At 69.8% G+C, this 22,418-nt stretch carries 23 protein-coding genes; 10 read left to right on the forward strand and 13 right to left on the reverse strand.

The genetic code is table 11. The annotated features are described in order from the left end of the window. The 4 genes from sepX to ON41_RS26975 all read right to left on the reverse strand — a co-directional run. The coding region (gene sepX / locus ON41_RS26960; protein ID WP_040750667.1) for a divisome protein SepX/GlpR at nucleotides 1-800 on the reverse strand (800 nt) is incomplete at its 3' end. A gap of 233 nt (nucleotides 801-1,033) precedes the next feature. Next, on the reverse strand, nucleotides 1,034-1,684 hold the full coding sequence (locus ON41_RS26965) for a GNAT family N-acetyltransferase (RefSeq protein ID WP_085995825.1): 651 nt from the start codon (nucleotides 1,682-1,684) through the stop codon (nucleotides 1,034-1,036). Nucleotides 1,685-1,693: 9 nt separating this feature from the next. Next, entirely contained in the window at nucleotides 1,694-2,947 is a 1,254-nt protein-coding gene (gene glp / locus ON41_RS26970) for a molybdotransferase-like divisome protein Glp (protein ID WP_040750643.1), read from the reverse strand. A gap of 65 nt (nucleotides 2,948-3,012) precedes the next feature. Beyond that, a complete protein-coding gene (locus tag ON41_RS26975) occupies nucleotides 3,013-3,969 on the reverse strand; it encodes a UTP--glucose-1-phosphate uridylyltransferase (protein WP_051162578.1) in 957 nt (318 codons plus the stop codon). Nucleotides 3,970-4,254: 285 nt separating this feature from the next. Here ON41_RS26975 and ON41_RS26980 point away from each other — a divergent pair, with 285 nt between their 5' ends. From ON41_RS26980 to mscL, 4 genes are all read left to right on the forward strand, one after another. Beyond that, nucleotides 4,255-4,866: a 5-formyltetrahydrofolate cyclo-ligase gene (locus ON41_RS26980; RefSeq protein WP_040750644.1), complete on the forward strand. Its 612-nt coding sequence runs from the start codon at nucleotides 4,255-4,257 to the stop codon at nucleotides 4,864-4,866. A 60-nt stretch (nucleotides 4,867-4,926) separates the two neighbouring features. Beyond that, complete coding sequence (locus tag ON41_RS40645; protein ID WP_083905674.1) at nucleotides 4,927-5,274, forward strand: FmdB family zinc ribbon protein; 348 nt, start codon at nucleotides 4,927-4,929, stop codon at nucleotides 5,272-5,274. Nucleotides 5,275-5,384: 110 nt separating this feature from the next. Beyond that, nucleotides 5,385-6,068 carry an SAF domain-containing protein gene (locus ON41_RS26985; RefSeq protein ID WP_246460983.1) on the forward strand — a complete coding sequence of 228 codons (684 nt, stop codon included), beginning with the start codon at nucleotides 5,385-5,387 and terminating at the stop codon, nucleotides 6,066-6,068. Nucleotides 6,069-6,220: 152 nt separating this feature from the next. Next, on the forward strand, nucleotides 6,221-6,628 hold the full coding sequence (gene mscL / locus ON41_RS26990; protein ID WP_040750645.1) for a large conductance mechanosensitive channel protein MscL: 408 nt from the start codon (nucleotides 6,221-6,223) through the stop codon (nucleotides 6,626-6,628). 63 nt (nucleotides 6,629-6,691) lie between these two features. Here mscL and ON41_RS26995 read toward each other — a convergent pair whose 3' ends face one another. From ON41_RS26995 to ON41_RS27025, 7 genes are all read right to left on the reverse strand, one after another. Continuing rightward, the gene (locus tag ON41_RS26995) at nucleotides 6,692-7,375 is read right to left on the reverse strand and encodes an MspA family porin (RefSeq protein ID WP_040750646.1); all 684 of its coding nucleotides are present in this window, start codon (nucleotides 7,373-7,375) and stop codon (nucleotides 6,692-6,694) included. A 56-nt stretch (nucleotides 7,376-7,431) separates the two neighbouring features. After that, complete coding sequence (locus ON41_RS27000; protein ID WP_040750647.1) at nucleotides 7,432-8,109, reverse strand: MspA family porin; 678 nt, start codon at nucleotides 8,107-8,109, stop codon at nucleotides 7,432-7,434. A 408-nt stretch (nucleotides 8,110-8,517) separates the two neighbouring features. Further along, on the reverse strand, nucleotides 8,518-8,739 hold the full coding sequence (locus ON41_RS27005; RefSeq protein ID WP_040750648.1) for a hypothetical protein: 222 nt from the start codon (nucleotides 8,737-8,739) through the stop codon (nucleotides 8,518-8,520). Further along, on the reverse strand, nucleotides 8,736-9,230 hold the full coding sequence (locus tag ON41_RS27010) for a MogA/MoaB family molybdenum cofactor biosynthesis protein (RefSeq protein WP_085995822.1): 495 nt from the start codon (nucleotides 9,228-9,230) through the stop codon (nucleotides 8,736-8,738). Before ON41_RS27010 ends, ON41_RS27005 begins: the two co-directional genes overlap by 4 nt. A gap of 95 nt (nucleotides 9,231-9,325) precedes the next feature. After that, nucleotides 9,326-10,711, reverse strand: a complete 1,386-nt coding sequence (locus tag ON41_RS27015) for a S1C family serine protease (protein ID WP_420832140.1) — start codon at nucleotides 10,709-10,711, stop codon at nucleotides 9,326-9,328. 490 nt (nucleotides 10,712-11,201) lie between these two features. After that, complete coding sequence (locus ON41_RS27020) at nucleotides 11,202-12,578, reverse strand: HAMP domain-containing sensor histidine kinase (RefSeq protein WP_246461474.1); 1,377 nt, start codon at nucleotides 12,576-12,578, stop codon at nucleotides 11,202-11,204. Between the two features lie 91 nt (nucleotides 12,579-12,669). Then, complete coding sequence (locus tag ON41_RS27025; RefSeq protein WP_040750650.1) at nucleotides 12,670-13,359, reverse strand: response regulator transcription factor; 690 nt, start codon at nucleotides 13,357-13,359, stop codon at nucleotides 12,670-12,672. 397 nt (nucleotides 13,360-13,756) lie between these two features. Between ON41_RS27025 and ON41_RS39340 the strand changes: the two genes are divergently transcribed. Genes ON41_RS39340 through ON41_RS27050 form a run of 5 tightly spaced genes read left to right on the forward strand, consistent with a single transcriptional unit; the run spans nucleotide 13,757 to nucleotide 19,061 of the window. After that, on the forward strand, nucleotides 13,757-16,879 hold the full coding sequence (locus ON41_RS39340) for a sensor histidine kinase (protein ID WP_051162581.1): 3,123 nt from the start codon (nucleotides 13,757-13,759) through the stop codon (nucleotides 16,877-16,879). Then, on the forward strand, nucleotides 16,876-17,283 hold the full coding sequence (locus ON41_RS27035) for a roadblock/LC7 domain-containing protein (protein ID WP_040750651.1): 408 nt from the start codon (nucleotides 16,876-16,878) through the stop codon (nucleotides 17,281-17,283). Before ON41_RS39340 ends, ON41_RS27035 begins: the two co-directional genes overlap by 4 nt. 8 nt (nucleotides 17,284-17,291) lie before the next feature. Beyond that, the gene (locus tag ON41_RS27040) at nucleotides 17,292-17,666 is read left to right on the forward strand and encodes a DUF742 domain-containing protein (protein WP_051162583.1); all 375 of its coding nucleotides are present in this window, start codon (nucleotides 17,292-17,294) and stop codon (nucleotides 17,664-17,666) included. Continuing rightward, complete coding sequence (locus ON41_RS27045; protein ID WP_040750652.1) at nucleotides 17,647-18,255, forward strand: GTP-binding protein; 609 nt, start codon at nucleotides 17,647-17,649, stop codon at nucleotides 18,253-18,255. The genes ON41_RS27040 and ON41_RS27045 overlap by 20 nt, the downstream gene beginning before the upstream one ends. A gap of 14 nt (nucleotides 18,256-18,269) precedes the next feature. Beyond that, nucleotides 18,270-19,061 carry an MHYT domain-containing protein gene (locus ON41_RS27050; RefSeq protein WP_051162585.1) on the forward strand — a complete coding sequence of 264 codons (792 nt, stop codon included), beginning with the start codon at nucleotides 18,270-18,272 and terminating at the stop codon, nucleotides 19,059-19,061. Nucleotides 19,062-19,395: 334 nt separating this feature from the next. Here the strand turns inward: ON41_RS27050 and ON41_RS41170 are convergent, their stop codons facing one another. Next, nucleotides 19,396-20,049 (reverse strand): DUF8020 domain-containing protein, encoded by a 654-nt coding sequence (locus ON41_RS41170; protein WP_040750653.1) that lies wholly within the window; start codon nucleotides 20,047-20,049, stop codon nucleotides 19,396-19,398. A gap of 223 nt (nucleotides 20,050-20,272) precedes the next feature. Beyond that, nucleotides 20,273-21,070, reverse strand: coding sequence for a VOC family protein (locus tag ON41_RS27060; RefSeq protein WP_040750654.1), 798 nt, complete (start codon nucleotides 21,068-21,070; stop codon nucleotides 20,273-20,275). Between the two features lie 255 nt (nucleotides 21,071-21,325). Here ON41_RS27060 and ON41_RS27065 point away from each other — a divergent pair, with 255 nt between their 5' ends. Beyond that, nucleotides 21,326-22,372 carry a DUF1906 domain-containing protein gene (locus tag ON41_RS27065; protein ID WP_157185638.1) on the forward strand — a complete coding sequence of 349 codons (1,047 nt, stop codon included), beginning with the start codon at nucleotides 21,326-21,328 and terminating at the stop codon, nucleotides 22,370-22,372. Nucleotides 22,373-22,418: the final 46 nt, after the last annotated feature.

The following is a 22,418-nucleotide window of genomic DNA, read 5'->3' on the forward strand; positions in this document are numbered from 1 at the left end:
ATATCCTCCTCCAGCCGCACCTGACGCCGCAGGTAGGCCAGGTAACCGCCCAGCGTCACGACGGCCAGGGCGCAGGCCCACCACAGCACCGGCGTGACCGCGAAGGCGAATCCGCCGAACATCAGCGCGCTCAGCGTCAGGCCGAGCGCGGTGCGCTGGCGGAACCGGTAGCGCACGCGGCGCGCCATCGCGTCGGATTCCGGATCGTAACCGCCGCGGCCGCGCCGGCTCGGCACGAAATCCTCGGCGCCGGAATCGGATTCGACCGGCTCGGGCAGCCGCGCGGAATCCGCCGACGACGGCGCCGGGGGGATCCGGGCCACGAGCCGGCTCTCGTCGGCGTCCTCGTCGTAGCCGGCCGCGGGATCTCTGTCGTCGAACGCCGGATCGGCGGAGTCGCGCTCGGCATCGTCGTCGCCGGGGACCGCGTCGGCGTCGGCCTCATCGATCTCGGCGTCGAGGATCTCGCCGTCGGTGTCGGCCACCGTCGGATCGCGGTCGCGGGCGGTCTCGTCGTGCTCGGTGACGGTGTCATCTGCCGATGTCGTCATCCGATCCTCCGCATCATCGCCGTGGGAAAGCTTTCTCTGCACGCGGGTCGGTACCCAGTCCGGGTCGGATTCGTGCCCGGCGGCCGGGCCTTGCTTCATGCGTCGCTTGGTGCCGCCACGATGCAACACTCGGGTGGCCAGCGCGGCATCGGTCGTACGACGGATGCGCGGATGCCGGTCGGCGAGCATCGGGAACAGCACGAAGACCCAGAGCACGACCAGGCCGACCCACAAGATCGAATTCGGCATCGCGCTCACACCTCCGTCCCCGCCTGGCCGTTGTCCCTTCGACGGTCGTCACCTCGGCACCGGCGCAGGGCCCCGTCGTCGCGCCGGTAGCACCGCCGCCTCGTCGGGTCACTTCGCAGGCTCCCTTCCGGTAATGCGGGACGCACCACCGACGTCCGTAGGCTAGTGCCGCGCCTCAGGAATATCCCGCAGGCGCGCCGCCCACACCTGCCTCATGAGTAACAAGCTGGGCATCAGCTCAGGTGAGCGCGCCCCGCCCGGACCAACCGCTGGACGACGGTGCCCGTGACCTCCTCGGACGTCATCGCGACCAGCAGATGATCACGCCACGAGCCGTCGACGTCGAGATAGCGGCGCAGCAGGCCCTCCTCGCGGAAACCGACGTTCCGCAGCACCGCCTGACTGGCCAGATTCTCCGGCCGGACGGTCGCCTCCACCCGGTGCAGGCCGACCGGCCCGAAGCAGTGGTCGAGCCCCAGCGCCAGCGCCGCCGTCGCAACACCCTGTCCGCCAACGTCTTTGGCGACCCAGTAGCCGATCCACGCCGAGCGTAGCGCGCCCCGCACGATATTGCCGACGGTGAGCTGCCCGGAGAACGCGCCGTCGACCTCGATCACCAGCGGGATCATCGCCCCGCGGCGCGCCTCGCCCTTCAGGCTCGACCACAGCGACGGCCAGTTGGACGGGTGATTGCGGGCCTCCCACGACCCGCGCCCGGTCGGCTCCCACGGCTCCAGATGTTCGCGATCACGGACCCGGATGCGGGCCCACGCGGTGGCGTCCCGCAACCGGATCGGACGCAGGCTGACCTGTCCGGCGGCGACTCGCACGGGGCCGAGATGAGCGGGCCAGCCCGGGTGTTGCGCGGCCCGGAACACGTTCATGTCCACATCTCACCCGCGCTGCGCGAGAAACGCGACCTGAACCTCGTCACCGGTGCGCACCTCGGTGACATCCGGATCCAGGACGATCAGGCTGTTGGCCTCGGCGAGGGTGGACAGCAGATGCGAGGATCCGTTGCCGCCCAACGGCTGTACGAGATACTCGCTGGTCTGCTCGTCGCGCATGAGCTGCGCCCGCAGATAGCCGCGGCGGCCGGCCATCGAGCTGATCGGCATGATGGTGCGGGCCCGCACCACCCGCCGCATCGGATGCCGCCGGCCCAGCGCGATCCGGATCAGCGGCCGCACCATCACCTCGAAGACCACCAGTGCGCCAACGGGATTCGAGGGCAGCAGGAAGGTCGGCACCTCGTCGCGCCCGAGCCGCCCGAAGCCCTGGACCGAGCCGGGATGCATCGCGACCCGGTCGATCTCCAGTTCGCCCAGACCCGACAGGGCCTCGCGGATCTGCTCGGAGGCCCAGCCGCCGACCGCCCCGGCGATCACCACCACCTCGGAGCGGACCAGCTGGCCCTCGACCACATCGCGCAGTCGCCTCGGATCGGCGCTCACGATGCCGACCCGGTTCACATCGGCCCCGGCGTCGCGGGCCGCGGCGGCCAGCGCGTAGGAGTTCACGTCGTAGACCTGACCTGGACCCGGGGTCCGATCGACATCGACCAGTTCGCCGCCGATCGAGATCACCGACAGCCGCGGCCGCGGATGCACCAGCACCTTGTCGCGGCCGACCGCCGCCAGCAGCCCGACCTGCGCGGCACCGATGATGGTGCCCGCGCGCACCGCGATATCGCCCGGCTGCACGTCGTCACCGATGCGGCGCACGTAATCGCCCGAGCGCACCGGCTCGTACACCTTGATCCGGACGCGGTCGCCGTCGGTGAAGTCCAGCGGCAGCACCGCGTCCGCGAGCGTCGGCAGCGGCGCGCCGGTGTCCACCCGGACGGTCTGGCGCGGCTGCAACCGGATCGGCTGGCGCGAGCCCGCGGCCACCTCGCCGACCACGGGCAGCGACAGATCGATCGGATCGCCGTCCTCGTCGCGGATATCGGCGCCCGCGCCCTGCACGTCGACGCTGCGTACCGCGTATCCGTCGATGGCCGCCTGGTCGAAACCCGGGAGCGGACGCTCCGTCACGACGTCCTCGGCGCACAGCAGACCCTGGGCCTCGGAGATCGCGACCCGGACGGGCCGCGGGGCGACGGCCGCCGCGGTCACCTTGATCTGCTGGTCCTCAACCGAGCGCATGCAGCCCTTCCCTCATAGTCCGGCGTCCCACCGACCCCGCACGACGAGAAACCGAGCCGCCCCCGTCACTCGGACGAGGTCAGCTGCGGATTCCAGTCGGGAGCGAGCCGACGCTCCAGCCACTCACGCAGCGCGGGGCCGTATTCGTCTCGCTCCAAAGCGAAATCGACCGCAGCACGAAGATAACCGCCCGGGTTGCCCAGGTCGTGGCGCGACCCACGGTGCACCACCACATGAACCGGATGACCCTCGGCGATCAGCAGCGAGATGGCGTCGGTGAGCTGCAGCTCACCGCCCGCACCAGGCTCGATGCGGCGCAGCGCGTCGAAGATGGCGCGATCGAGCAGATAGCGGCCGGCGGCGGCGAAGGTCGACGGCGCGTCGGCGAGGGCGGGCTTCTCGACCATGCTCTTGACGCGCAACACATTCGGATTCACCGCGTCCGGGACCGACTCCACATCGAAGACGCCGTAGGCGCTGACCTGCTCCTTGGGGACGTCGATCGCGCACAGCACGCTGCCGCCGCGCTTGCGCCGCACCCGGGCCATCACCTCGAGCACACCGCTCGGCAGCACCAGGTCGTCGGGCAGCAGCACCGCGAGCGCGTCCTCGTCCGTGTCGAGCACCGCCTCGGCCTGCGCGACGGCGTGGCCGAGGCCCAGCGGCTCCTCCTGCACGACGGAGGTCACGTCCAGCAGGCCGGGCGCCTTGCGCACCTTCTCCAGCAGCTGGAACTTGCCGCGCTCGGCCAGGGTGCTCTCCAGCACCAGATCCTCGACGAAGTGGGCGACCACGCCGTCCTTGCCCGGCGAGGTGACGATAACCAGGCGACTGGCGCCCGACTCCGCCGCCTCGGCGGCGACCAGCTCGATGCCGGGTGTGTCCACCACCGGCAGCAGTTCCTTCGGCACGGTCTTGGTGACGGGCAGGAACCGTGTCCCGAGCCCCGCCGCGGGCACCACCGCCGTGCGGAAACAGGCCTGTGCGGGCTGCGTCGCGCCCGTTCCGGCGTCAGCTGTCATAAGGCACACCCTATCCATCGGATTCGTCGGCCGGACCTGCTTCGACCGGGCCCGGCATTGCGGAGAGCCTATGCGTAGCCGGGAGAAGACGCTTGCCGGCCGCCGTCCCTTCGGGACGCGCCGCACCCGGTGTTCACTCGACGGGTCCGGCTCGCACCGCGGGCGAGGCAGCCGCCGAGAACCCGGCCGACGCTCGGCTGTTGATGGCCTCCGATTACCCGGCGAACCGGCGGGGAAACCCGGACGCGTGGCAGATCACGTGCGGCGCGGGCCTATCGTGGTCGCGTGAACAACGCTGGTCAGCGCGATAAGCACCGGTGGCGCGCGGAACTGTCGGCGCGCCGCGCGGAGGTGACGGCGCCGGTCCGCGAGGCCGAGGCGGCGGCGCTCGCCGCGGCCGCGACCCGGCTGGCCGCCGACCTGGCGGCGGGCGACTGGGTCGCCGCGTACGTGCCGGTGGGCGGCGAGCCCGGTTCCACGGCCATGCTGGACGCGCTGCGCGCGGCGGGAGCCCGGGTGTTGCTGCCGGTCACCGGGCCGCCCGGACCGCTGGAGTGGGCCGAGTACACCGGGACCGGCGCGCTGCGCCGGGCGCGCTACGGACTGCTGGAACCGGCCGGCGACCGAATGCCGCCCGCCGCAATCGAATCGGCGCGGGTGATCCTGGTGCCCGCGCTGGCCGTCGACCGGCGCGGGGTGCGGCTGGGCCGCGGCGCGGGATACTACGACCGCACCCTGCCCGCGGCACACCCCGACGCCCGGCTGATCGTGGTCGTGCGGGACGATGAGCTGGTGGACCGGCTGCCCGAGGAGCCCCACGACCGGCGGATGGGCTGGGTCCTGACACCGGGCGGCGGGCTGCGGCGGCTGGGCGGCGCGACCGGGAATCAATCGTGAATTGGCACTGTTGGCACTGTCGGCTGTAGAGTGCTAACGACGGAGACTGTGGAGGTTCCTGTGCCTACTTACTCGTATCAGTGCACGCAGTGTGGTGACAAGTTCGACATCGTGCAGTCGTTCTCTGACGACGCCCTCACCACATGCCAGAAGTGCGACGGGAAGCTGCGCAAGCTCTTCAACTCGGTCGGGATCGTCTTCAAGGGCAGCGGTTTCTACCGCACCGACAGCCGCAACGGCTCCTCGACCGCGAGCGATCCGGCCAAGTCGGACAGCGGGGCCTCCTCGGGCTCGTCGGAGTCCTCGAGTTCCGGGTCGTCGAGTTCCGGGTCCTCGGATTCGGGCTCGTCCACGAAGGCCGGCTCGACCGGATCCAGCACGGCGTCCACCGGTTCCGCCGTCGCCTGACGGGTCTCGTTCCGGGCGAGTTGCCCACAGCTTTCCAGTTATCCACAGCCCGGCTGTGACCAGCCGATTTCTCATGGTCCCCGGATGCGCCGACCGTAGCGTTCCGGGGTATGAAACGACCACGCCTCGACGCCGACCTCGGCCGTGAGCCCCGCCGGTACCTGACGTCCCGGTACCGGCCCGCTTGGGCCGATTCCACTCTGCTGCGGCGGCTGCTCGCGGTGGCGCTCGCCGTCCTGGCCGGCGCGCTGCTGGTGCGCGGCGATCCGGGACGCCACGAGAGCGCGGTGGTCGTCGCGGCTCACGATCTCGCGCCCGGACGGGTCCTGGCCGCGGGCGATCTGCGCGTCGCCGCCTTTTCCGCCGGGACACTGCCGGATGGGGCATTACACGAGGTCACGCCACTACTGGGCGCGACGGTCAGTGGCGCGGTACACGGTGGTGAGATTCTCACCGATCTGCGAGTGGTCGGTTCCCGCCTGGCAACCGCCGCGACCGGCACGCCCGACGCCCGGATCGTCCCGATTCGCCTGGCGGACAACGCCGTCGCCGATATCCTGCGCACCGGCGACCGGGTCGACGTGATCGCGGCCGACGAGGCGGCCGAGGGCGCGCACGGTCCGGGACCGCCCCGCACGCTGGCGACCGATGCCGTGGTCGTGCTGATCGCGGGCGTCGGGAAGTCCGGCCGCGGATCCGACGACCGCGTCGTCCTCCTCGCGCTGGCGGCCGCCCACGCGACCGCCGTGGCCGCGGCCTCGCTCCGGACCGCGCTGACCGTCGTGTGCCATTAGTCCGGCCTGCCTTCGCAATGTTGGCCGAACATTTGCCTGGAACTCGAGTAGCATCCGGTTTACCCGATCCGATAGCAGCCATCCACCGCGCGAAACGCCACGGCCAGCAGTTCTACCGATCAGTGGGGCGCGGCGATGAGACAGGAGCCGCAATGCTGAAGGGTTTCAAAGAGTTCCTGATTCGCGGGAACGTGATCGATCTGGCGGTCGCGGTGGTGATGGGTACCGCATTCGTCGCCATCGTCACGGCGTTCACCAACGGGATCGTCAACCCGCTGCTCGCGATCTTCGGCGAGCGCAACGAACTCGGCTGGGGTGTTCAGCTCGTCGCGGACAAACCGGCGACCTTCATCGCGATCGGCCCGATCGTCACCGCGGCGATCAACTTCGTGATCATCGCGCTCATCCTGTACTTCGTCCTGGTGCTGCCCGCCGCCAAGGCCAAGAAGCGCTGGGGCGCCGCCAGCAAGGACGAGGCCACCGAACTCGAACTGCTCACCGAGATCCGCGATCTGCTCGCCGAGGGCAGCAAGAGCGCGGGCGGCCGGCACGAATCCTGAACGCGGGAGCCGGAATTCGGTGATGGGCCCGGTGCTGCGCGCACCGGGCCCACCCGGACCCGATCAGCCGATGCTGAAGGGCTGGCCCCACACCGTCACCCAGGTGATGACGTTGTCGGTCTCGACCTCCACGCTGACGAACGACCGCGCCTGCGCGTAGCCGCCGCAACCGCTCAGGCCGATGGTCTCGTCGGACCACGCCACCGAGCCGTCACTGCCCTTGAACTTGTTGCGCTTCTTGTGCGCCTCGTTGCCGTAGTCGTCGGCCTGCTCGAGATCGAGCACGTAGAACGACTGCGCCTGACCGGGTCCGAGGGTCAGGTCGCCGCCGCCGCCGCTGCCCTTGGCGGACGGGGTGACGGTGCCTTCGGAATCCCACGACGCGCCCACTTCGGGACCGCCGTTGACGCCGCCGCCGTCGATGTTGACCTGGCAACCGACGACGTAGCCCGGGTAGATGCTGCCGCCGGTGGCGGTGGTGTCACCGGACACCTCGACATGGGCGTTGCCGGAAACCCAGGCGTTGCGGTGCACCGGAGTCGAGCCCAGCGACGGGTTGATGTTCGCCGACTCGCCGTCCAGCCAGATGTGCACGACGGTGCCGTCGGACAGGGTCTTGGTGAGGTCGGCGCCCGGCAGCGGCACGAACGTATCGGCGTTGGCCGCGCCGGTCGAGAAAAGGCCCAGGGCGGCGGTGGCGACAGCACCGATACCGGCCGCGCGAGCCACGGTCTTACGAATGTTCATAATGAGGTCCCTCTAGGGTGAATCGCTTTATGCGGGAATGGATTTGGCGGAATCGATCAGCCGATGGAGAACGGCTGCCCATAGAGGGTGGTCTTCGAGTAGTGGTTACCCACGACCTCGACGACGGTGTACGACCGCGCCTGGGCGTAGCCCGCGCAATTCTGGAGCTGAATCTCCGCGTCCTGGTACTCGACGGAGTAGCGGCCGGGCTTGGTGATGTCCTTGTAGTCGATCTGGACGAACTTCACTTCGCCGGGGCCGAGTTCCAGGCCGATCGAGCCGCCGATGCTGGCGTCGGTCATGCTGATGCCGCCGGACAGACCGGCCGAGATGGCATCCGAACCGATGTTGACCTGGCAGCCGACGATGTACCCGGAGCTGACCTGGGACGCGCCGTGCGTGGACGAGTTGTTCGTCCCCGGCGAGTTCAGCGGGCCGTTGTTCGGGCCCACTTCGGCTTCGGGGGCGTTCGGCACGTCGGCGATGGCATTGCCCGAGACCCAGACGCTGCGACCAGCGCCGTTGGCCGCCAGCGACGGTGAGATGGTGGCGTGTTCCCCGGTGCGCGTGATCACAACGCCGTTGGGGCCAGCCTTCTGACCGTCCGGCAACGGTACGAAGGTGTCGGCGTTGGCTGCACCGGTAGAGAAAAGGCCGATGGCCACGGCAGCGGCAGCACCGATGCCCGCGAAGCGGGCACCACGCCGCACACCGATGGTGCGGTTCTCGCTCATATTTCCCCTCATCAGGTTCTAACAAGTCAGCCTCGACCATCGAGGCTGGAAGCGGTCCCTACGGGCCCGACTCAGTTTGTCGCTGGTTTGTTGCCGTCGTGTAACCGACGCCAAATTTCCGGCAACGACAACCAACGGTCGGGACTGGGCCATGTCCCGTTGGGGTCGACGCCGGCACGTCTTACCCAAGCCGTTGGGAACCGCAGGTGGAGCAGCCCAAAATGGCACATTAAACGCAGCGGCGACTGCGTGACAACGTAAGCACCCGTAAACATGATGTGATCTGGATCACACTACTTTTTGGGACATATCACTACGCACGCATAAATGCTGTGAGCACTCGGATTCCGAGCGGTTTCGACGGGGTGGCGCAAGTGGGACGTTGTGATAGAGCCGTGATGCGGTAACTCAGCCGTGGTGCGGCGGCACCTGCGAACGCAGCCACTCGTCCGACGACGAGGGCCGATCCCCGTCGGGGGCGCGCTCGTCACTGGATGTTTGCGGGAGGGTCTCACCGAAGATACGGGCGAGCTTCGCGGCGTCGGACTCCCGACGCACGCGACCCCGCGTCCGGTCGCCGGAGGGGCGGGGACGCGGGGTCGGCTCGTCGTCGCGCGGGGTGGTCGTCACTCGTCCAATCCGGACAGTTCGTCTATGACGCGGGCGGCCAGCGGGCTCAGCGTCGCCATGCCGTCGCGGACGGCGGCCCGGGTGCCGGGCAGGTTGACCACGAGCGTGCTGCCGGAGACGCCGGCCAGGCCGCGGGACAGGCCCGCGTCGAGCGAACCGGCGGCCAAGCCGGAGGAGCGCAGGGCCTCGCTGATCCCCGTCAGCTCGCGGTCGAGCACCTCGGAGGTGGCCTCCGGGGTGACGTCGCGCGGGGACATTCCGGTGCCGCCCACCGAGATCACCAGATCGACGCCGCCGATGACCGCGGTGTTGAGCGCGTTGCGGATCTCCACCTCGTCGTTGGCCACCAGCACCGTGGCGTCCACCAGGAATCCGGCCTCGGTGAGCAGCTCCGTGACCAGCGGTCCCAGCGAATCCACACCGCCGTGCGCGGTTCGGTCGTCGACGACCACGACAAGTGCACGGCCCGCCAATGCGGCATCGATTTCCATGCCGCTAACCGTAGCGTCCACCTGTGACATCGGCGCAGTGTCCCCGGGCTGTGGGCGGCGGTCGTCCAGCACGCTGACGAGGCGCGGCCGGCGCATCACCGGCCACCCTCCGCGGGCGCCGCGGCGAGGGTCACCTCGACCGTCTTGGGGTTCTGCCCCTTGTCGTCGGTGAAGGTGATCTTCACCTTGTCCCCGGGCTGATGCGAGCGGATCGCGGCGACCAGGGCGTTCCCCGAATCGATGACCTGATCGTCGACCCTGGTGACCACCGAGTCCTTCGGGATGCCCGCCTTGGCGGCCGGGCCGTCCGGGGTCACGTCCAGCACCCTCGCGCCGTTGAGGTCGTCGGCCGGCCGCACCGACAGCCCGACCTGGGCGTAGGTGGCGTGGCCGGTCTTGATCAGCTGGTCGGCGACGCGGCGGGCCTGGTCGACCGGGATCGCGAAGCCGAGGCCGATCGATCCGCTCTGCTGGCCGGTGAGTTCGGAGGAGCCCAGCGTGGCGATCGCGGTGTTGATGCCGATGAGGTTGCCGTTCATGTCGACCAGCGCGCCGCCGGAGTTGCCCGGGTTGATCGGCGCGTCGGTCTGGATCGCGGAGATCACCGACCCGGTCTGGCCCTGTTCGCCGCTGGTGGACACCGGCCGGTTCAGCGCCGACACGATGCCGGTGGTCACGGTGCCGGCCAGCCCGAGCGGCGAGCCGACCGCGACCGCGGACTGCCCGACCTGGATGTTCTGCGACGAGCCCAGTTCGATCGGGGTGAGACCGGTCTTGTCGGCCTTGATGACGGCCAGATCGGAGATCGGATCGAGGCCGACGATGGTGGCGCCCGCGACGCTGCCGTCGTTGAACTGCACCTGGATCTTGGCGTTCTGTCCCGCGCCGCTGGCGACGTGGTTGTTGGTGAGGATCATGCCGTCCGAGGACAGCACCACGCCCGACCCCTCGCCCTCGGCCCGGGCCCCGGCGACGCGGATCATCACGACGCTGGGCAGCACCTTCTGCGCGACTGCGGGCACGGTGCCGGCGGGCGCGTTGGCGGCGGGCTGACCGGCCTTGGGCGGCGGGGCGTTCAGCGCGTTGGTCGACACCGAGCCGTTGTCGTCCGAATGGGTCACGAGGGCCCCGACCGCCCCGCCGACGCCACCGCTCACCAGGGCGAGCGCCACCGCGCCCGCGACCAGTCCGGTGCGGACGCGGCTACGCGGCTCCTGGACGGCGGCCGGATACCCGACCGGCTGCCCCGGACCACCCGGCGCATGCGGATACGGCGGAATCGGCGCGGTGTGCTCCGCGCCCGGATAGGCGGCGTGCTGCGCGGTCGCGCCTTCGGCGCCCTGCTGCGCACCCGGGTAAGCGGCGAACTGCGCCGTGGCCCCTTCGGCGTTCGGCTGTGCGCCTGGGTACGCGGCTTGCTGCCCCGACGCGCCTTCGGCGTTCTGCTGTGCGCCGGGATAAGCGGCCTGCTGCGCCGCCACGCCCTCAGCGCCCTGCTGGACACCGGGATACGCGGCCTGCTGCGCGGTCCCGCCTTCGGCGTTCTGCTGTGCGCCGGGATAGGCGGGATGCTGCGCGGACGCGCCCTCAGCGCCCTGCTGTGCACCCTCGGTGTTCGGGTCCTGCTGCGCGTACGGGCCGCCCTTCGGCGCGAAGGGGCCGGGCGGGGGCGCCCACGGGCTCTGCTGCGGTCCGGCGGCGCCCGGGAAGGACGAGCCGGGGCCCTGTGGGCCCTGGCTCCCCTGCGGCGCGCCGGCGCCCTGTGGCGGCGCGTACGGCCCCGGCTGGGCGTGCTGCTCCGCCTGCGGATCACCGCCGGACTTCGGGGGCTCCGCGGCCGGGTCGTCGCGCCTGTCCTTCGAATCCTCGGTCATTTCTCTCGTTTCTCCTCGAGTCTGTCGACCATGGTGGTGACATGGACTGAGAGCGGACTGAGACCGCGCTATCAGTTCTCCGAGACTGTGTCCGACATCAGGCCGGGGGTGGCGCACCCTCACCCGGCAGCACGATGCGGATCAGCGCACCGCCGCGATCGGATGAGTCGATTGTGATGGTTCCGCCGTGTTTGGTCACGACCTGCTTGACGATGGCGAGTCCCAGGCCGGATCCCGGCATCGAGCGCGACGCCGTGGTCCGGTAGAAGCGCTCGAACACCAGCTCCCGCTCGGCGGGCGGGATACCCGGCCCCGCATCGTCGACCGTGAATTCCAGCAGGCCCGGGCCGGTCTCGCGCATTCCGGCGCGCACCTGCGCACCCATCGGGCTCCATTTCGCGGCATTGTCGAGCACGTTCAGGATCGCCCGCTCCAGCCCGGCCTCGTGCCCGTAGATGAACCAGGGCCGCAGTTCGGCGGAGAATTCGACACCGCTGCGCCGGCGGCGAGCCCGCTCCAGCGCCCGTTCGGCCACCTCGCCCAGGTCGACCCGCTCGTAGACGGTCTCGGGGGCGTCCTCGCGGGCCAGATCCACCAGATCGCCCACCAGCGTGGACAACTCCTCGATCTGCGCGATCACGTCCGAGCGCAGTTCGGCCATGTCCTGGTCGGGAATGGGCGGCGCTCCCGGACGCTGCGAGGCGATGAGCAACTCCATATTGGTCCGCAGCGAGGTGAGCGGGGTGCGCAGTTCGTGCCCGGCGTCGGCGACCAGGCGGCGCTGCCGCTCCCGCGATTCCGCCAGCGCCCGCAGCATGGTGTTGAAACTCTCGGTCAGGCGCGCCAGTTCGTCGTCGCCGGTGACGGGGATGGGTGTCAGATCGTCGGTGCGGGCGACCCGCTCGGTGGCCGCGGTCAGGCGTGCGACCGGCCGCAATCCGGTCCGGCCGACGGTGGCCCCGGCTGCGGCGGCCACGATCACACCGCCGCCGCCGACCACGAACATCAGCCAGGCGAGCCGGTCCAGCACCTCCTGGGTCGGCCGCAGCGGCTGCCAGATGACCAGCGTGGCACCGGTTTTCATGCGCTCGGCGAGCACGCGCTGATTATCGTTGGTGCGCAGGGAGAACGTGGACTGGCCGCGCGCGACCGACAATTCCTCCGGACCTATGGGCGGGCTGGTTTCCCGGGGCAGCGCCACCCACTGGTCCATATTCGGATATTTGAGCGCGATGGACACGTCACTGGAGTACAGGCTTCCCACCAAGAAGAAGGATTGGTAGTCGAAGGCGTCGAGATTGCTGTCGACCATTCCCGTGGCCCGCTCGCGCAACTGCTTGTCCACATCGGCGTACAGCGCCCGCGCCACCAGGGTGTAGGCGGCGATCGAGGTCAGCGCCACCGCCACCGCCACCACCGACGCCGCCAGCAGCGTCACCCGCCAGCGCAGCGATACCGAGCGGGTCAGCGGCATCGGCGGGCGCAGCTCGTGCGCGTCCCCCCGCGGCCGCAGCCCGGCGACGACCGGCTGGCGCGGAACTGTCCTTCCCACGGTTACGGCACTCCTACGGCGGCGTCTCGCGCAGCACATAGCCGACGCCACGCACGGTGTGAATCAGCCTGGGCTCGCCCTCGGCTTCGGTCTTGCGGCGCAGGTAGCCGATATATACCTCGAGCGCGTTACCGGAGGTGGGGAAGTCGTAGCCCCACACCTCCTCGAGAATGCGGCTGCGGGTCAGCACCCGGCGCGGATTGGCCATCAACATCTCCAGCAGCGAGAACTCGGTGCGGGTGAGGCTGATGGACCGTTCGCCCCGGGCGACCTCGCGGGTGACCGGGTCCAGCGACAGATCGGCGAATCGCATCGCCTCCGAGGAGTCGGCGGCGGCATCGGCGGTGGTCCGGCGCAGCAACGCCCGCAACCGGGCCAGCAATTCCTCGAGCGCGAACGGTTTGGGCAGATAGTCGTCGGCGCCGGCGTCGAGGCCGGCGACCCGCTCGGACACCGAATCGCGGGCGGTCAGAACCAGTATCGGCAGGTCGTCACCGGTGCTACGGAGCCGGCGGCACACCTCGAGGCCGTCCAGCCGCGGCATCATCACGTCGAGAACGAGGGCGTCGGGACGCTGCGCGCCCACCTTGTCCAGGGCGTCGACGCCGTCGACCGCCAGTTCGACCGAGTAGCCGTTGAACGTGAGCGATCGGCGCAGCGATTCGCGGACCGCCCGATCGTCATCGACTACCAATATGCGCATATGCACCAGTCTGACCGCAGCGACTGAGAGTCCACTGAGAAGTAAACAAGCGACACGCCGCATCTTCCTGGGACGTCGACCAGCCGATGACCAGTCGATTTAGCGACATACCACGAACGGGCCGCCGAAAGTGCTTCCGAAACACGTTGTGGGCAGCGGTAATCGACTCTCACATGTGGTGAACTCCGAATTGCCGTCGAGCACTCCACACGGTATGTTGCGTGCCGTAAAAGAAGACCTCCAGTTGGATTCTGCGCGGGAAACACCCCGAAGACCGCTACACCTTGGCAACGAATTCGGCCACGAGTGGGAGCTTTCCGAGCTCCGGCGGGCATTTGCGGTCGGCACCGCGCCCGGGTCGGGAGGGCCATAAGCAAGCGGAGGCGACACGAGCGGGATGGGCACTGCACCGCGGCCATGGCAGAGGAATCTGTCCAACCTGTCCGTCACGAGCAAGGTCGGCATCGTTCTGCTGCTGCCCGTGGTCCTCGCCTCGGTATTCGCCGGCCTGCGCGTCAAGGACGAGCTGTCCACCATCTCCCAACTGAACACCGCGAGCGATCAGGCCCGCATCATCCGGCCGATGCTGGAGTACACCTCCGCCGCGAACCAGCTCGCGGTCACGGCCGCCGCCAGCGGCGGTGCCGGCGATCGCAGGTCCGAGCCGGCGCTGGACCAGGACGCCGCCCACTTCGACCAGGCGCTGGCCAATCTGCAGGCGGCGCTGCAGATATCGAAGGCCGACAAGCGCGTCACCACCGCGATCACGAACGCGCTGGCCGCGGGCCGCACGCTGCGCGAGAGCCGGCACGGCACGGCGCCGTCGCAGATCGGCAAGCAGGCCGACGAAATCGCCACCCACATCGACAACGCGATCTCCGCCCTGCCCACCCCCACCGAGACCGCGATCGAGCGGTACTACGTGCAGATGGGCGTCATCGCCATCGCGCGCCAGATGTTCACGCAGGAACAGCTCTGGATCATCAGCGGGGAACTCGGCAACAATCCGGCACTCGTGAACCAGGCGCTGCTGTCCGCCGGCGGCGAGTCGGCCACCATCCACCAGTACGCCGCGGTGTACCCCGAGTCGGCCGACCGGCCCGATGTCCTGCTCTCCTCGCTGCAGACCCGGGTCGACGCCCTCGGCCAGAACTCGGTCGAGCCGATGAACGTCCCGGGCGTCGCCGATTCGCTGAAGACCAGCGCCACCATCTACACCGAATCCACCGACCGGCTGGTCGACCTGATCGACAACAGCCTGGCGGAGAGCCTGACCGAGGCGCGCGGCCAGGTGCTGCGCGATGTGGCCGCCGTGGTCGTGACGCTGCTCGCCGGCCTGGCGCTGGCGCTGGGAGTGGCGCGCTCGCTGGTGGTTCCGGTGCGGCGGCTGCGGCGCGACGCGTTGCAGGTCGCCCACGAGGACCTGCCCGCCGAGCTCGCGGTCGTGCGCAAGGGCGGCGCCACCCCCGAGATCGTGCCCGTCGACGTGCAGACCACCGAGGAGATCGGCCAGCTGGCCCGCGCCGTCGACGATATGCACCGCCAAGCCCTCCACCTGGCCGCCGACCAGGCCCGCCTGCGACTACAGATCAGCAGCATGTTCGAGACCCTGTCGCGGCGCAGCCAGTCGCTCGTCGAACAGCAGCTGAACCTGATCGAGGATCTGGAGCGCGACGAGGAGCATCCGGGGCGGCTGCAGAGCCTGTTCCGCCTCGACCACCTCGCCACCCGCATGCGCCGCAACGGCGACAACCTGCTGGTGCTGGCCGGAACCGCGCTGCGCCGCGGGCATCTGCCGCCGGTGCCGCTGTCGGACATGCTGTGGAGTGCGGTCTCGCAGGTGGAGGACTACCAGCGGGTCGAGATCGGGTCGGTGCCCGACGGTGTCGTCGCCGGTGAGCCCGCCGTCGACATCGAACACCTGCTGGCCGAGCTGATCGACAACTCGCTGCGCTACTCGCCGCCCAGCACCCCGGTGGCCGTCTCGGTGAACCGGGCCGTCGACGGCGGCTACCTGATCGAGATCACCGACCGCGGCCTGGGCATGTCCGCCGACGACCTGCGCGGCATCAACGAGCGGCTGGCCTCCGGCGGTGAGGTCACCGTCGAAACCGCCCGGCGCATGGGCCTGTTCGTGGTCGGCCGGCTCGCCAAGCGGCACACCATCACCGTGAGCATGCGGCGCACGACCGGGATGACGCACCAGTCGGGCATCACCGCGAGCGTGCACCTGCCCGGTCCGCTGGTGTCGCCGCCGGAGGCCACCACCGGGCCGCAGCCGATCGCCGCGTCGTTCGCCATGCCCGGCGCCGATCCGGAACCGACCGATCCGCGGCAGCAACTCCTGTCCGCGGTCCCGGATCTGCCCGAGACCTCGCGATTCGCGACGACCACCTCGGGCCTGCCGCAGCGCCGGCCCGGCGCGTCGGAGGAGTCGGCCGCCGCGGCGGAACGTCCGTTCGCACTGTCGGAGTCGAGCGCGCGCGACGGTCTGATCGCCTCGAACAGCTCATCCCTCGACATGTGGGCCGAGCCCGAGGATCCGACGCAAGCCCGGTCCGAGGAGACGGAATTCCTGAACCGCGGCGCACTCCGAGACGGGGGCTTCGGAGCACGCGTGGAGTCCCGGGAACTCGAGGACTTCGGGGCACAGGACGACTCCCCGGACCACGAAAGCTTCGGAGCACGCGGGGACTTCGAGGACCACGAGAGCTTCGCGGGAGCCGGGGACTTCGAGGACCACGACAGCTTCGGGGTGCGCGAGGGCTCGCAGGATCGCGAAGACTTCGGGGACCGTGAGACGTTCCAGGACAGCGCGCAGGGCTACCGGAGCCTCCGGGAAATGCATGCCCAGGAGGATCTTCGGGACCAGCGATCGTTCCGGGATCACGAAGACACCGGGGACTTCGAAGACGCCGGGGACTTCGAGGACAGCGGGGACTTCCGCGGTCACGAGGATGCCGAGCAGCCCGAGAACCTCCGGGACCACGGGAGTTTCGGGGCCCGCGACGACTTCCAGGACAGCCGGGGCTACGGCGGCCGCGAGAACTTCTCGGACTCCGCGGATTTCGCGGACCACCGGGATCACGCGGCCGACGCGACGCCCACCACCATGCTCGAGGTGCCGCGGACCGGATTCCCCGCACCGCGGGCCGAGCCGTCACCGTCGTCGGCCGAGCCCGGTAAGCGCGAACCCGCCACCCCGATCTACCAGCGCATGGTGTCGGAGTGGCTGGTCGAACCCTCGGCCGCGGCCCCGGCCGAGATGTGGACCTCCCCGGCCGACGACGGCTGGGCAGCCGCCGCCGGCGCCACCCGGCCGGCGACCACCGATCGCACGACCGGTGGCCTGCCGATCCGGCGGCCGGGAGCGCAGCTGGTACCGGGCGGCCTGACACCGGCTGACCAGGGCGGCGCCCCCGACCCCGAGGAGATCCGCAACAACCTGTCCAGGCATCTGAGTGGTGTCCGGAGCGGCCGAGCAGACGCCCAGCACAACGACGACGGAGGCCTTTCATGAGCGACACCGAGCAGACCACCGACGAGAATTTGAACTGGCTGGTCGCCCGTTTCACCAGAGAGGTCCCCGGCGTCTCCCACGCGGTGCTGGTCTCGGCCGACGGCCTGCTGCAGGCCACCAGCCCGAACCTGCCGTCTGACCGGTCCGAGCAGCTCGCCGCGGTCACCGCCGGGCTGGCGAGCCTGTCGTCCGGCGCGGCGCAGCTGTTCAACGGCGGCAAGGTGATGCAGTCGGTCGTCGATATGCAGCGCGGCTACTTATTGGTGATGAGCGTCGGCGACGGCGGCTCGCATCTGGCCGTGCTCGCCAACAAGCAGCACGACATCGGCCGCATCGGCTACGAGATGGCGCTCCTGGTCGACCGGGTCGGGGCGGTCGTGCAAGCCACAGCGCGGGCGGTCTAGCGAGCGCGATGTCCAATTCTTTCGGGGGCGGCGCCGGTCGGCCGACGACGCGCGTACGGCCCTACGCTCTGACAGCCGGTCGCACCCAGCCCGCGGTGGACCTGCCGCTCGAGGCGGTCATCGAGACGCTGCCGTACGCGAATCAGTTCGATTGGCCGGTCGGCGACGTCCGGACCGATATCCTGCGACTCGGTGCCGCCCGCCTGTCGGTCGCCGAGATCGCCGCCCATATGCAACGACCGCTCGGCATGATCCGGGTGGTGATCGGCGATCTCGTGGTCGCCGGCACCATGCGGGTGTACACCACGCTGAGTGACGACGCGAGCTTCGATGAGCGCCGATCCCTGATGGAGAGGACCCTGCGTGGACTTCGTGCCCTCTGACGCCGCCCCCGATCCCCGGACCGCCTCGACCAAGATCGTGGTGGCCGGCGGATTCGGTGCGGGGAAAACCACCTTCGTCGGCGCGGTCTCGGAGATCGTGCCGCTGCGCACCGAGGCGATGGTGACAGGGGTGTCCGACGGGATCGATGATCTGTCGGCGACCCCCGGCAAGGAAACCACCACCGTGGCCATGGATTTCGGCCGCATCATGCTCCCCGGCAACCTGACGCTGTATCTGTTCGGCACGCCCGGTCAGCGCCGGTTCTGGTTCATGTGGGACGACCTGATCCGCGGCGCGATCGGCTCGGTGGTGCTGGTGGATACGCGGCGGCTCGAGGACAGCTTCGCCGTGGTCGACTTCTTCGAGGCGCGCAACCTGCCGTTCCTGGTGGCGGTCAACCGGTTTCCCGGCGCGCCGAGCTTCCCGGTGGGCGAGTTGCGCGAGGCGCTGACCATCCGCGACGACGTCCCGGTGGTCGATATCGACGCCCGCGACGCGAACGAGGTGCGGCGCGCGCTCGCCTCCGTGACCGAGTACGCGATCCAGCGCCTCACCGCCGCACAGCAGCAGACCGTCGCACAGAGCTGAGGGGGTTCGGACCGATGTACTACTTCTCGATGGGTTACTGGGTGCTCGGCCTGGCCCTCGGCGTCTCGCTGGCCGGGGCGGTCGTCGGCCTCGCGTGCGTGCGGCAGTCGACGATGTCACGCACCGCGAAGTTCCGGCTGGTGTGGCTGACCGCGGCGGCGGTATCGCTGGGCGGCATCGGGACGTGGCTGGCGGTCTTCATCACCATGCTCGGCGTCGGCGTGCCCGTCGGGACGATCCGCTACGACGTGACCAGCATGGTGCTCGCGGCCGTCCTCGCCGTGATCTCCGTGCTGGGCGGGCTGCTCATCTCCGGCCGCGGCACGGATCCGGCGCGGCTGGCCGGCGGCGGCGTGGTCATGGGGCTCGGCCTCGGGCTCATGCACTATCTCGGCATGAACGCGGTCGGGGTGCAGGGCTCCTTCGAGATGAACCTGGCCTCCACCGCCGGCGCCACCGCGATCGCCGTCGTGGTGTCGCTGGGGGTGCTGTGGGTGACCTCGCGGTTCCGGGCGATGCCGATCCTGGTCGGGGCAGCCCTCGTCTTCGCCCTCGCGATCATCGGCCTGCACTATCTCGGACTGGCCGGAGTCCGGGTCGAGGTGGACCCCGCCGTCCTCCAGCCCCCGGGCGAGGACCTGTTCGGCCTGTTCGTCCCCGTCTTCGCCCTCGGCACCCTCTCCCTGGCCATCCCCATCACCGCCATCCTGGTAGCCCCCGACCGCAGCCGCTCCGCCCGCCCCACGGTCGAAATGCCTTCGGACACAGCCCCGGCCCCCCGGCGCACACCTACCCCGGTCGGCTGAACCACCCCCAGGCGATTCCACGTTTTCCGGCGCGCTTTTGGCCGGAATCCTCGGTGAGATCCCGGCCAAAAGCGCGCCGGGAAAAGAGGAGGGAGCACGCCCGCACTCCCTTCCCCGGCAACCCGGCACGCACCACATCCGTTCCCCGGCAACCGGGCACGCACCGCGTCCATTCCCCGGCAGGCACGCACCACATCCGTTCCCCGGCAACCGGGCACGCACCGCGTCCATTCCCCGGCAGGCACGCACCACATCCGTTCCCCGGCAACCGGGCACGCACCGCGTCCGTTCCCCGGCATTCCGGCATGCTTTTCGCCGGAATGCCGGGGGCCGGTCACCCCGCCGGGGGCGTGTTGATGCGGCTGAAGTACTCGACGGCTACGGCGATGCCCGCGACGCCGCCGACCGTGACCAAGCCGGCCGCTGCGCCGAGCGGGGCGCCGAGGGCCGCGCCGGTCAGGCAGCCGCCGATCCAGCCGGGGATGACCAGGAACGGGGTGCCGGCGATCGCGCCCAGCAGGCAGCCGCCGGCCAGGCCGATGACCGTGCCGACCAGCGTGCCGACGCCGGTGGCGAGGGCGAATTCGGTGCCGGCGTTCGACATCGCGTCGTCCATGTCCTCGCGGGAGGCCACGTCGTGCAGCATCGGGGCCGGGTGCGCGGCGGCCGGATCCACGCTCGGGGTGAGCGTCACCTGGTTGGCGTCGTCGGCCTGGGCCGCGATCGGATATTCCAGACCGTCCCGCAGATAGCTCAGCGGAAATCCAGCAACCACGTTTCCGGTGGCGTCACGCACCTGGAGCTGGTTGTTATCGGTGGTCAGCGATCCGGCATCGGTCTGGACCACCACCGACTTGTCCACCACGTTCGCGGTGTAGTGGATACCGGGGTCGTCCGCCGCGGCGGGCTGCGCGTAGGACGTACCGGCAGCGACCCCGAGAGCCGCAATGACCAGCGCTGATGTTGCGGCGACTTTCCTGAATTTCATACTCTCGAACACTTTCCCTCAGCAGTTGCGCCACCGCCTCCGGCGCGCAGGCTCGAAACGAACCTGCCAGTAGGTTCACCCTGCTGTATTGCGGATTTGTAACGGAATGTGTCGAAGAGTCGATAGCCCACCCTAGGGTGTGTTAAAAGACCGCAAAATTCCCCAGCAAACTCCCCGCTGAGAACCCTCAGCAAATTTTCAGCCCGCTCCTCTGTGAGTTGCGTTACTGCGGCATCTCCCCCACCCGGACAGCGGTGTCGATGATGCCGAACGATTCGCCCTGCGGAGCGGCGAGGACAGCCATCCGACCGGCCGGTGAATCGGTGGGCTGCATCATCGCCGCCCCGCCGAGGTCGTTGGCGCGGGCCAGGCCCTCGTCGACGTTGTCGAACTGGAACCACGTCAGCCAGTAGGCGGGCATCGGATCGCCGGGCAGCACGGTGTCGTCGTTCATGCCGCCGACGGCGTCGGTGCCGCCGGGCGGGGTGAACATCGTGTAGCGCATGGTCGTCCCGTCGCCGATCTCGGTGTAGCTGTAGCCGAAGACGGCGGTGTAGAAGCGCCGGGCGGCATCGAGCTGGCGGGTGTGCAATTCGTTCCAGCAGAAGGCGCCGTGCTCGTTGTAGACCCCGGCGCCGTTGTGGGCGCGGGCCTGCCAGACCGCGAACGGCGCGCCGACGGTGTCCAGGGCGACGAACATCCGGCCCGCGTCGAGCACCTCGAAGGGCGGCACCACGAGCTGGCCGCCCGCCTCGGTCACCGCGGCGGCGGTGGCGTCGACATCCTCGGAGGCGAGGTAGGTGGTCCAGGCCGACGGCATATCGGGCTGGGGCTTGGGCCCGATGCCGGCGGCGGGCTGCCCGTCCATCATGGCCATGAGATATCCGGACTCGTCGTCGCCGAGCTGGATCTCCCAGCCGAACAGGCCCGTGTAGAACTCGCTCTCCTTGACGGGATCATCGACCTGGCAGTCGACCCAGCAGGGGGTTCCTTGCGGCCAGGTGGTGGTGCGAACAGGCATCGTGGTCTCCGTTTCTCGGGTGTCGGTTGTGCCTGTGGTCGCGCGGGCCGGTGTGCGCTTCCGAGGAGCGGTCGCCGCGCCCGGAAGTGACGCCTCTCACACGGCCATCTAGTAGTGAACCAGCCCGGACCGGCGGTGTCCGCGGGTTGGAGAACGAACCGCGAGGTAGGTGAGCGGCGGGGGCGGGCACGAACCGCACGGATTGTTCGCCGATGCGCCAGCGCGCGGTGACCTGCGCGAATTACAGTGGGAGTCATGCGTTTCGGCTTGGACTACGCGGCCGGCAGACCCGGCGGCGCGGCGATCCGAGCCGCCGGTTTCGACTTCGTGGTCCGCTATCTCTCCCCCGGCGGCCCGACGCTGCCCGGCAAGCTGCTGACCCCCGAGGAGGCGGACGATCTGCGCGCCCACGGGGTGTCGATCGCCTCGAACTGGGAGACCTCCGCCACCCGCATGCTCGCCGGATTCGATGCCGGGGTCCTCGACGCCCAGGCCGCCCTGGCGCAGGTACTGCGCTGCGGCGGCCGCACCGACCGGCCGATCTACTTCGCGGCCGATTTCGATTCCACGCCCGCCCAGCAGGTGCCGATCAACGCCTACCTGCGCGGCGCCGGCACCATCCTGGGCCCCCACTGGGTCGGGATCTACGGCGGGTACTGGTCGATCAGCCGGGCCCTGGACGCCGGGGTCGCACACTGGGCGTGGCAGACCGACGCCTGGTCCGGCACCAATGTCGAAGCACGCCGGCAGTTGCACCAGACGACCCGTCAGGTCATCGTCAACGGCGTCGTCTGCGATGTGAACGAGGCGCTGGCCGACGACTTCGGCCAATGGGATTTTTACGCACAGGAGGATGGGGACTTGACGCCGGAACAGGACGCGATTCTGCGCGACATCCAGATCCAGCAGCGCGGCCCCGGACTGGCCGGCTGGCCGCAATTGGGCGCCGACGAGCAGGGTCGCAATCGCACGCTGGTGGACGGTGTCGCGGCGGCGCTGGCTCAGATCGCCGAATTGCGCACCGAGATCAGCGATTTGGAGGCGACGGTCACCGAGCTGGAGCAGGAGGTGGAGCGGCTGTCGCACCGGCACTGGCCGTGGCCGCTGTCGCTGCTCGAGGCGCCGGCCGACTTGGTGGCCGAGCAGCTGGCGCGGCTGGAATCGCTGCTACCCGATCTGTCGCTGCCGGGCCGCGACAACGAAACGCGGCAGGAGAATGTGCAAGGCACCACGCGGCAGGAGAAGGTGCAAGGCACCACGCGGCCGGAGAACGCGCAACGGCCCACGGGCACAACGCGTTAGACCCGGACACGGATGCGTGCTGATGACGACGCCGGAAGACGTATGC

Source organism: Nocardia transvalensis NBRC 15921 (genome assembly GCF_000308875.1).
GTDB classification, from domain to species: domain Bacteria; phylum Actinomycetota; class Actinomycetes; order Mycobacteriales; family Mycobacteriaceae; genus Nocardia; species Nocardia transvalensis.

Coding starts and splice junctions, on each gene's coding strand:
- ON41_RS27025 (WP_040750650.1), bottom strand. CDS start 13,359: ATGCGCATATTGGTAGTCGATGACGATCGGGCGGTCCGCGAATCGCTG.
- glp (WP_040750643.1), bottom strand. CDS start 2,947: ATGCGCTCGGTTGAGGACCAGCAGATCAAGGTGACCGCGGCGGCCGTC.
- ON41_RS27060 (WP_040750654.1), bottom strand. CDS start 21,070: ATGCCTGTTCGCACCACCACCTGGCCGCAAGGAACCCCCTGCTGGGTC.
- ON41_RS39340 (WP_051162581.1), top strand. CDS start 13,757: ATGGGCACTGCACCGCGGCCATGGCAGAGGAATCTGTCCAACCTGTCC.
- ON41_RS26995 (WP_040750646.1), bottom strand. CDS start 7,375: ATGAACATTCGTAAGACCGTGGCTCGCGCGGCCGGTATCGGTGCTGTC.
- mscL (WP_040750645.1), top strand. CDS start 6,221: ATGCTGAAGGGTTTCAAAGAGTTCCTGATTCGCGGGAACGTGATCGAT.
- ON41_RS27050 (WP_051162585.1), top strand. CDS start 18,270: ATGTACTACTTCTCGATGGGTTACTGGGTGCTCGGCCTGGCCCTCGGC.
- ON41_RS27020 (WP_246461474.1), bottom strand. CDS start 12,578: ATGCCGCTGACCCGCTCGGTATCGCTGCGCTGGCGGGTGACGCTGCTG.
- ON41_RS27000 (WP_040750647.1), bottom strand. CDS start 8,109: ATGAGCGAGAACCGCACCATCGGTGTGCGGCGTGGTGCCCGCTTCGCG.
- ON41_RS41170 (WP_040750653.1), bottom strand. CDS start 20,049: ATGAAATTCAGGAAAGTCGCCGCAACATCAGCGCTGGTCATTGCGGCT.
- ON41_RS27010 (WP_085995822.1), bottom strand. CDS start 9,230: ATGGAAATCGATGCCGCATTGGCGGGCCGTGCACTTGTCGTGGTCGTC.
- ON41_RS26975 (WP_051162578.1), bottom strand. CDS start 3,969: ATGACAGCTGACGCCGGAACGGGCGCGACGCAGCCCGCACAGGCCTGT.
- ON41_RS26965 (WP_085995825.1), bottom strand. CDS start 1,684: ATGAACGTGTTCCGGGCCGCGCAACACCCGGGCTGGCCCGCTCATCTC.
- ON41_RS27065 (WP_157185638.1), top strand. CDS start 21,326: ATGCGTTTCGGCTTGGACTACGCGGCCGGCAGACCCGGCGGCGCGGCG.
- ON41_RS27035 (WP_040750651.1), top strand. CDS start 16,876: ATGAGCGACACCGAGCAGACCACCGACGAGAATTTGAACTGGCTGGTC.
- ON41_RS26985 (WP_246460983.1), top strand. CDS start 5,385: ATGAAACGACCACGCCTCGACGCCGACCTCGGCCGTGAGCCCCGCCGG.
- ON41_RS27040 (WP_051162583.1), top strand. CDS start 17,292: ATGTCCAATTCTTTCGGGGGCGGCGCCGGTCGGCCGACGACGCGCGTA.